Origin of the sequence: Lentilactobacillus kefiri, from assembly GCF_007989105.1 — a bacterium.
Lineage (GTDB): Bacteria > Bacillota > Bacilli > Lactobacillales > Lactobacillaceae > Lentilactobacillus > Lentilactobacillus kefiri.
This window is the reverse complement of the sequence record NZ_BJVK01000007.1, coordinates 85663-93905: the sequence shown is the minus strand read 5'-3', so window position 1 is coordinate 93905 and position 8243 is coordinate 85663. Positions and strand designations below refer to the sequence as shown.

Annotated in this window: 6 protein-coding genes; 2 read left to right on the top strand and 4 right to left on the bottom strand. The window is 38.3% G+C overall.

The features are described 5' to 3' along the window. Positions 1-36: 36 nt before the first annotated feature. From LKE01_RS04380 to LKE01_RS04370, 3 genes are read right to left on the bottom strand one after another with little or no spacing between them, the layout of a single operon-like run. Positions 37-1305: an MFS transporter gene (locus LKE01_RS04380; RefSeq protein ID WP_056981330.1), complete on the bottom strand. Its 1269-nt coding sequence runs from the start codon at positions 1303-1305 to the stop codon at positions 37-39. A 12-nt stretch (positions 1306-1317) separates the two neighbouring features. Continuing rightward, the gene (locus tag LKE01_RS04375; RefSeq protein ID WP_056981331.1) at positions 1318-2892 is read right to left on the bottom strand and encodes an alpha-L-rhamnosidase-related protein; all 1575 of its coding nucleotides are present in this window, start codon (positions 2890-2892) and stop codon (positions 1318-1320) included. Next, positions 2867-4192 carry an MFS transporter gene (locus LKE01_RS04370; protein ID WP_054768933.1) on the bottom strand — a complete coding sequence of 442 codons (1326 nt, stop codon included), beginning with the start codon at positions 4190-4192 and terminating at the stop codon, positions 2867-2869. Before LKE01_RS04370 ends, LKE01_RS04375 begins: the two co-directional genes overlap by 26 nt. Before the next feature lie 136 nt (positions 4193-4328). Between LKE01_RS04370 and LKE01_RS04365 the strand changes: the two genes are divergently transcribed. Continuing rightward, positions 4329-5360, top strand: a complete 1032-nt coding sequence (locus LKE01_RS04365; RefSeq protein ID WP_054768932.1) for an AraC family transcriptional regulator — start codon at positions 4329-4331, stop codon at positions 5358-5360. A 349-nt stretch (positions 5361-5709) separates the two neighbouring features. Here LKE01_RS04365 and LKE01_RS04360 read toward each other — a convergent pair whose 3' ends face one another. Continuing rightward, on the bottom strand, positions 5710-6450 hold the full coding sequence (locus LKE01_RS04360) for an ion transporter (RefSeq protein WP_056981333.1): 741 nt from the start codon (positions 6448-6450) through the stop codon (positions 5710-5712). 195 nt (positions 6451-6645) lie between these two features. Between LKE01_RS04360 and LKE01_RS04355 the strand changes: the two genes are divergently transcribed. Then, positions 6646-8241, top strand: coding sequence for an amidase family protein (locus LKE01_RS04355; RefSeq protein WP_054768931.1), 1596 nt, complete (start codon positions 6646-6648; stop codon positions 8239-8241). The last annotated feature ends 2 nt before the right edge of the window (positions 8242-8243 follow it).

The window sequence follows — 8243 nt, the reverse complement described above, 5'->3', positions numbered from 1 at the left end:
GAACCAATATTTCTAGACCTCATGTAGAGCGGCTTGTCACACGGTAGTAGGATCCGACACCTTAAATCTCTTAACCAACAGAACGATAATAAGTGCACAACTTCCAAAGATAACTGTGCAACCAACCATGATCCATAGCAAAATCTTCGGTGAATACCCCATCAATGTTGGTGTAATTAGTGAAAACATAGCAGTAATTACTCGCACAAATCCATAAGAAAAACCAGTTAAAGTTGCTCGGGCATCAACCGGATAAAAAGTTTGACTCCATATCTTGTAAAGGGCTTCTCCACACAACACAGTGCTTCCTGAATAAAAGATATATGCGAAGGTAAATACTTGCCAATACTCACTAAATATTCCTGCAGAAAGAAAGGCAATTAGGGCTGTTGCAATCCCGATATACATCGCTTTATAACGATATTTAGAATCAGAGATCTTTAGATAGACCACGTTAACAAGTAAACAGAGGACATTGGCAACTAATGCAATCACTGTTGAATAAAGTTGGCTACGATTATCAACTGTCACAATGAAGTAATTAACAAATGATCCCCAAGTGTTAGCAGGTAGATTCCAAAACAGATAGAAAGTCGTTAAGAAAATGAGCGGTAACACATAACTGCTATTCCGTAACAATTCTCGAAGTTTGTAATGTTTTTTTACTTTACCAACTGATTCCATCTTTTCTTCAACAACTTCTGCCAAGCCTTCTTCAATCTGACGGAAATTCTTAGAGAATACTCGAACACACCAATTAGCAAAAGCAACCAAGCCAATCCAACCAAACAGGGTTGTCGGGCTTCCCATGCCAGCGTTGGCACTCAGCATCCCAATGAATTGTGAAAGTAAAATTCCTACCGTCCAAAAAATCTGCGTTGACGCAATTGCACGCCCATACGTCCGCTTATCCATTCGTTCAGAAATTACAGCCAACGACGTGGGTAAATCGGCCCCAGAAGCTAGTCCAGCCACAATAACCCCTACCAGTAGCAAAGGTACATTTCGCGAAAAGGCCACAATTACAGAGCCAACCGCTACAAACAAAATATCGTAATTAAAAACAGTAACTCGACCAAACTTGTCAGCTAACCAACCACCTGCAAATGAACCTATGGCAACAGAAATTGTCAATGTTGTGCTTAGCAAACCAACAATCCAACTATTCAGATCTAAATAGTTTGCCCAAATTGGTAATGCGACTCCAAGACTCACCAGTAGAGCCGCGTCGAGATATGACGCAATTCCCGCCACGATAATCAGCAATATATTGTCTCTACTTAAGGAAATCTTTTCATTACCCATGGTTATTCCTCCCTAAATTAGGTACTTCTGAATCAGGTAAACTGGTGTACAGCTCCACGCGTGACAATAACTATTTAGAATTGGACTACCGTAAGGCGAATAATCAGGCTTAGCTGGTTCAAATGCTTCCCAGTATGTGTCAGCCCCCAGTGAAATCATTTGTCCCCAATAGCCTTTCATTAGCTTAATAGCTTCGTCCTTCATTCCAGCTTCAAATAAAGCTTGAGTAACATGGTGATACATATACGGTGTTGCTATCCCAGTGACTGGGAACAATTCATCGACCGTTCGCTGCATAATTTGTTTATTCAGACGATCATCCATCACATGAGCCAGGACCATCCATACTTGGGATGGAATATTAACTTCACGTTGAGGCCCAGAAACAAAGAACCCTTTTTTTTCATCAAACAATTCGGATTGACTATACGAAATAAGTTTATTCAGCTTTTGAGAATATCCGCCAACATTATCCTTCATCATGTCTGCCAAGTGGATAAATTGCCGCAATGTGTAGATTAATACTGCTTGACCAGCAGTATTTTTATCAAAATCGTTGGACCAATCGATAAATACAGGATAACTATCATCAAGAATAAGCTCTCCATTGTCCTGTACTTTATCTAAAGCAACATCCATCTGCTTTTTAGCAATTGGATATAAGTCACGGAGTAATTCCTCGTCTGCCTGAAATCGTTGAAAATCATCCAAAATTGAAATGAAAAATAAACTATAGTCGAAGAGAAAAGTATCATCAGGTATATTGTTAGGTTGAGTGAACACATTCGCCGGAATTCGACCATCTTCAGCTGTCATGGCACCAAACAGATACAGACATCTCTTGATCAATCCAATATCTTTGAACGTTGCATAGTTTGCCAGTGCTTGTAACCGAAGATCCCCAATCCATAGGCGGCGATCACGCTTAGGACCATCCTCAAAAACATCTTGCATACAATCCTGTAATGTCTTTAACCCAACTTGGTAGATGTTATCCAATTCATGATCGTTTATCGCAGGAATGGATAAATCTTTGGTTGAAGCACTTGTTTCACTTTGTACTTGTGGATTTGAGAAAACTGCTTGCCATTTTGGAGAAGTGTCAATGACAGTTATCTCAATATACCGAAAGCTATAACGTCGTGATAATTCTAGGTGAGTTGGTAAAACATCAAGATGGATGTATTCTTCTTGAATCCAAGACTTGCTAAGCCACCCATCATAATCCTCGCTTTTGTGCTTTAATTCAGCAGGCATCTCGGCAAATTTCAGCTTGATAAAAAGTGGTGCATCCATTGGGGATCCAGCTGAATTAATATCTATACTGAACTTACCTACCTCATGATCGCCAAAATCTAGCACAATCTTCTGATCTCTTTTTAACTTAATGTCAGGAAGATCAGTAATATCCTGTGTATCTTTGACTCCCCAACCCTCAAGTTGACGTGAGTTCTCTACTAATTCGACGATGGACTTTGGGGTGATAGTCTCTTGATGAATAGTTGGCTTATATAGTTTTGCCTTATTGAGTAGACGTTCATCGTGTTTAAACTTCACTTCATCATTGATTTGAAACGTGAATGCCATCGTTTTCGCCCCTCTCATCCTTTTCAATGCCAGGAATAATGTTGTGCTTTCTTTGTAGATACATCATTACTAGTCCCGCAATAAAGAACACAACTACTAATCCGGTAAAGCCGAACATAGTATTTCTAATTGCAGAAGGTACAACAAGGGCTGGCGTGATCATTGCAAATAAACCACATAAGAATCTTGAGAATCCGTTGATAAATCCTTGCACAGAAGCGCGAATTTCAACTGGGAATGATTCTTGTGTCCAAACCTTGTACATTGCCTCTCCGGCTATGTTGTTACCGATGCTGTAGCATCCAATCGCAATAACAATTGGCCATAGAGCGTGACTACTTAATGCTAAGCCCAACATTGCCAGTGCTTGAACTAAAGCGCCAACGATGAAGAATTTGTTACGATACTTGCCACCAGAAACAGATGCAAAAGTAATCGTTGCACATAATGAAACTAAGTTAAGAATTAATCCTGCAGCAGTTGCAAAGCTTTGAGTTGCATGAGCTTGAACTAATACGAATGTTTGAAATTGGCCAAACGTGTTAGCTAACAAATTCCAACAAACATAGAAAATCATAATGGCTAGGAAGAAGCCAAGGAATTTACTACGATTCGATCCAGTAAAGACGTTCTTAACTGATACTTTTTCGGTAAGGTTAGCTTCTTTATCATGTTCGATTCGACGTTGTTCACCTTCTTGATGAAAAGCTTTAAATTTACTTGATAAGGTTCGCCAGAGCCATGTAACGACTGCGAATATGGCTAAAATTGTAAAAACCACTCTAGCACCACTTGCGCCAGCCATTTTTGAAACAATGAATGCACAAACATATGAAAGGAAAATACCAATCTGCCAGAAGATTTGAGTGGATGAAACTAACTGAGATTGAGTTTTCTCGTTCGGTGAATCATGCGAAACCACTGTTAAGCTAATTGGCAAATCTGCTCCAGAAGCTAAACCGGTTATAATGACTCCAAATAATAGCATTTCGTACCCATTTGAAAAAACACAAACCAATGCGCCGATGGCATACAATAAATTTAACCAATTAAAAGATCGAATTAATCCAAAGACTTTAGTGATTTGACCAGCAAGCATTGAACCAATTGCAATAGCAAAAGTCAAAGCACCTGAAATGATCCCAACCTGGGTGTTTGTTAAACCTAGACCAGTTTGCCAAACAGTTATAGTAGCTGACAACCCAACAATAATTCCTGAGCCTAAAATTGAACCAATTCCTGCGGCAACTGCCAATGGCCGGTACTTTTTGAAGCTTGAATCGACTGTACTGTTATTCATAATGGTTCCCTCCTTTAATTTACATTATTATTGTAAGCGCTATCAAAATATGCTACAATATCATAATCACTCGAATTATCATGCATAATCACAGATCAGATCCGATTTGTTAGGCATGGTGGAAGGAAAAGATATTATGAACCCTACTGAATCACTAAAATCACAACTATTCAGAATGACTAAAGTCGAAAAATTGCAGAATCATTTCGGTGGAAATGTTAATTACATGGATCTTGATTATATCAATGACCCCATTCCACGTATGCCTCAATGGGATTTCTTTGAAGATGGTGACATTGACGTCACCAAAAACAACCGATTCTCCTATGTACCTGCTCACACACATAGTTTTATTGAGTTTAACTATATGTATTCAGGCAGTTCCATCCAATATATAAACGATACAAAAACTGTGTTACACGAAAAGGAATTGCTTGTCATGGACAAAGACGTTGTCCAAAGAATTGACTATACAAATAAAAACGATATCTTAATAAATATTATTATTAAAACTGATTCACCCTATGAAGATGTTTTTGAGTCAGTACCACAATCAACAAATGAAATTACCCAGCTAATATATAATGGGACACGTGTGAACTCGCTACACAATAACTTTATGTTATTTGATTTAAAGGACGCTGAAACACCTCGTAGTTTGATGAACGCACTGATTGCTACTGGTATGAACCATTCAGCACACAGACAAGAATCACTGCGCTTTATATTTTCAGCATTGATTCTAGAGTTGCCCAACCTAATTACCCACAAGTCAATAAATTTTGCAGACTCTTCTAGTGACGACCTGCTTCCTGTACTAAAATATATCGAAAGTAACTTCGCTACAACCACCTTAAGCGACGTGAGTTCGGTTTTTCGATATAATACCAATTATTTAGGAAATAAGATTAAAACCAATACAGGAAAAACTTTTAATGAGCTAATTGAGCGAAGAAGATTATCGGCCGCACAAAATCTTATGCTAAAAACCAATTTAAATCTAACCGAAATTAGTGAAACAATTGGATATCAAAATAGCTCATCCCTCTTTCGCCTGTTTAAGAAATACTTAAAAACCACACCATCTGAATACAAACGCCGTGTCCATCCAAAAGTACCAAAATACATTTCCAATCAAATAAATTCAAAAAAACTCAAAAATCCATAATTTGGATTTTTGAGTTTTTTATATGACGATTAATCTCTTTAATTGTCAAATTTAGTACAATGCCGAAAATCCATACTTAGAAGTGGTCTAATTGCCAATCAAATTCCGGCATTGGATCGAACGGGCAAAGATACGAATACTGAAGTTTAGCTGAGTCGTTGTCCCTTGGTTTAATTCATGTAAAATCATGCGAGGATGACAAACCAATGTCTTAGTAATTCCGGCCATGAAGATGCCTAGTTCTTTTTTATAGTGAATTATAAAAAGATCTTTGTGGGGCTTTTTTGACTGTTTTAAGCAGTTATTTGATCTATTAACGGAAACGTTATACTCCATTTTAGAATCAGTGTCACTTTTTCAATTCCTTTTCCAATCTATTCAACTGCTTTTTCAAGTCCTTGTTCTCTGATTCAATCATTTCAAGCTTTCGGTATATTTTTGAAGAATGATCTTCATTTTCCTTTTTCGTAAAGAACGTTGTCATAGCACTTGTAAGCGAACCGATAATGCCAATTCCAACCATCATAAGTAGCACAGCCGCAAATTTTCCAACAAGAGTATGAGGAGAAATATCACCATAACCAACAGTAGTTGCTGTCGCGATTGCCCACCAAAATGATTCACCCCATGAGACATTTTCAGCGAGTGAATATAGCGTAGCCGAAAGAACCAGGATTGCTATACTGACCCAGACTAAGTAAATAAAACCATTAGTTTTCAAAAATGAAGATGAATATTTTTGAACTTTACCAACAAAACCAATTAACCGTACAAACCTAAATGCTCTAACCAATCTCATTATGCGGAATACACGTGCAAATCGAAAGAAACTGAATACTGAGTAAAAGGGAAGAATGGCTAACAAATCAAAAATATTATGCTTGAAAAAACTCCACTTATTTTTACTAACAATTAAGCGAGCAAAGTAATCGATTGTGAATATTAAAAGAATCCCATTGTCAACAAAGAACCAAGGCTTAACATTCAAATTAATAGTTTTTGTAAAATCCAAAACTACCAAAAGTATAGAAGCTAGAGCCAGAATAACAATAAAACAATCATAAATAACAACTATAGGTTTTTGGTGCATCCTTACTCCCCCCCATTAATTAGACTTATTTCCCCATCACCTATGTATCAGATAATTTCCCTAATAAGACTACTGAATCGCCTACTCGAAGTCAATAAGGTAAGGTCAAACAATTGACGGTTAAATGTATTGACATCCCGCTGAAAGCGCTTAGCATGTTCTTTGGTACAATAACAATGTTTGAGGGAGGCAACCATGGAAAATAAAGGTAATTTTATGAAATACTTACGTCGATCACTGCTGATAGGAACATCGTTTGTTCTATTTGGATTCTTTTTCAGTAACTCAGTGAGTGTCAAAGCTGATGAAGCAATAACCACTTCTTCCACTGTTTCGGCACCCAACATTTCAGATACAACCTATTACCATTCTTCTGCAACTCAACTTGCTCAAATGGTTCGGAATGGACAAGTAACACCTCAGCAATTGATTGCCCATGCAGTAGCCAAGATTAAATCTGACAATCCACAATTAAATGCGGTTATTTCTTTGCGTGAAGAACAAGCAATGCAAGAAGCTGCTAATTTGAAGGACACAGGCCAGCCATTTTACGGAGTTCCAATTCTAATCAAAGGACTAGGCCAACCAATTCTTGGTTCATCAAATACACGAGGACTGGTTCCTTTAGCAGATGTAAAAGCAACCACCACCAGTTCATTTGTCCAACGCCTGCAATCAATGGGATTTATCGTTGTTGGCCAAACCAATTTTCCGGAACTTGGCTTAATCAACATTACTAATTCCGCATTAAATGGTGTTGCTCACAATCCATGGAATCATTCAGATAATACCGGCGGTTCATCTGGTGGTGCCGTTGCCAGCGTTGCTGATGATATCGTTCCAGTCGCTACTGGAAATGATGCTGGTGGATCACTGCGAATCCCCGCATCATGGACCGGAGTAATTGGGTTGAAACCAACTCAAGGTGTTATTGAAGGTGATGATACGTCGCCATCCTCAGTCAACTTTGCTGATGCCAAAAATATTCAAGATATGCAGACATTATTTAATGGCATGCTATCCACATCAGACCATTCCGGAGACGCTATGTTAAAGAAGGTGCCTGCTAATATCAAGAAAGTGCCAATTGCTTACTCAATCAAATCACCGGTTAACACCCCTGTCAGTAAGGATGCTGTTAATGCTGTCAAACAAGCAGTTGCATTTTTGAGATCCAAAGGTTTCAAAGTCGTCAAGAAAAACTCACCAGTTAATGGTGTCAAATTAATGCACATTTATTACTTGGAATCTACTGGTACGGGAACCAGTGCCAACACTTTAATTAAAAACGCTACTGTTAAAAATATGACATTTGACGATGTTTCACCAATGACATGGGCACTTTATCAAGCAGATCAGAAACAACCTTCTAACACCGATGCTACTGTTCAAGACGAGCTTGATTTGGTAAACAAGCAAATGACTGCCTTTCATCATAAATATCCACTGTACTTAACTCCTACAACTGCAGTCACAGCACCTAAGAATACCGATCCAGCATATCTTCCACAAAATGTTGATAAACTAAGAACAATCAGTAATTTGGACCATGAACAACAAATTCAAACAATTTATGATGCTTGGCTTCATGGACTCACCAAGACGCCATTTACCCAATTAGCCAATCTCTCTGGCGAACCTGTAATCAGCCTACCAACGTATGTCAGCAAGCAAAATATGCCGCTTGGAATTCAGTTTGAAGCTGCCAAGGGCCAAGATCGCTTACTACTGAAAGTTGGGGCTTACTTCCAAGATCACAACCAGTTTAAGATGTTGGATAACTATAAGTAGAC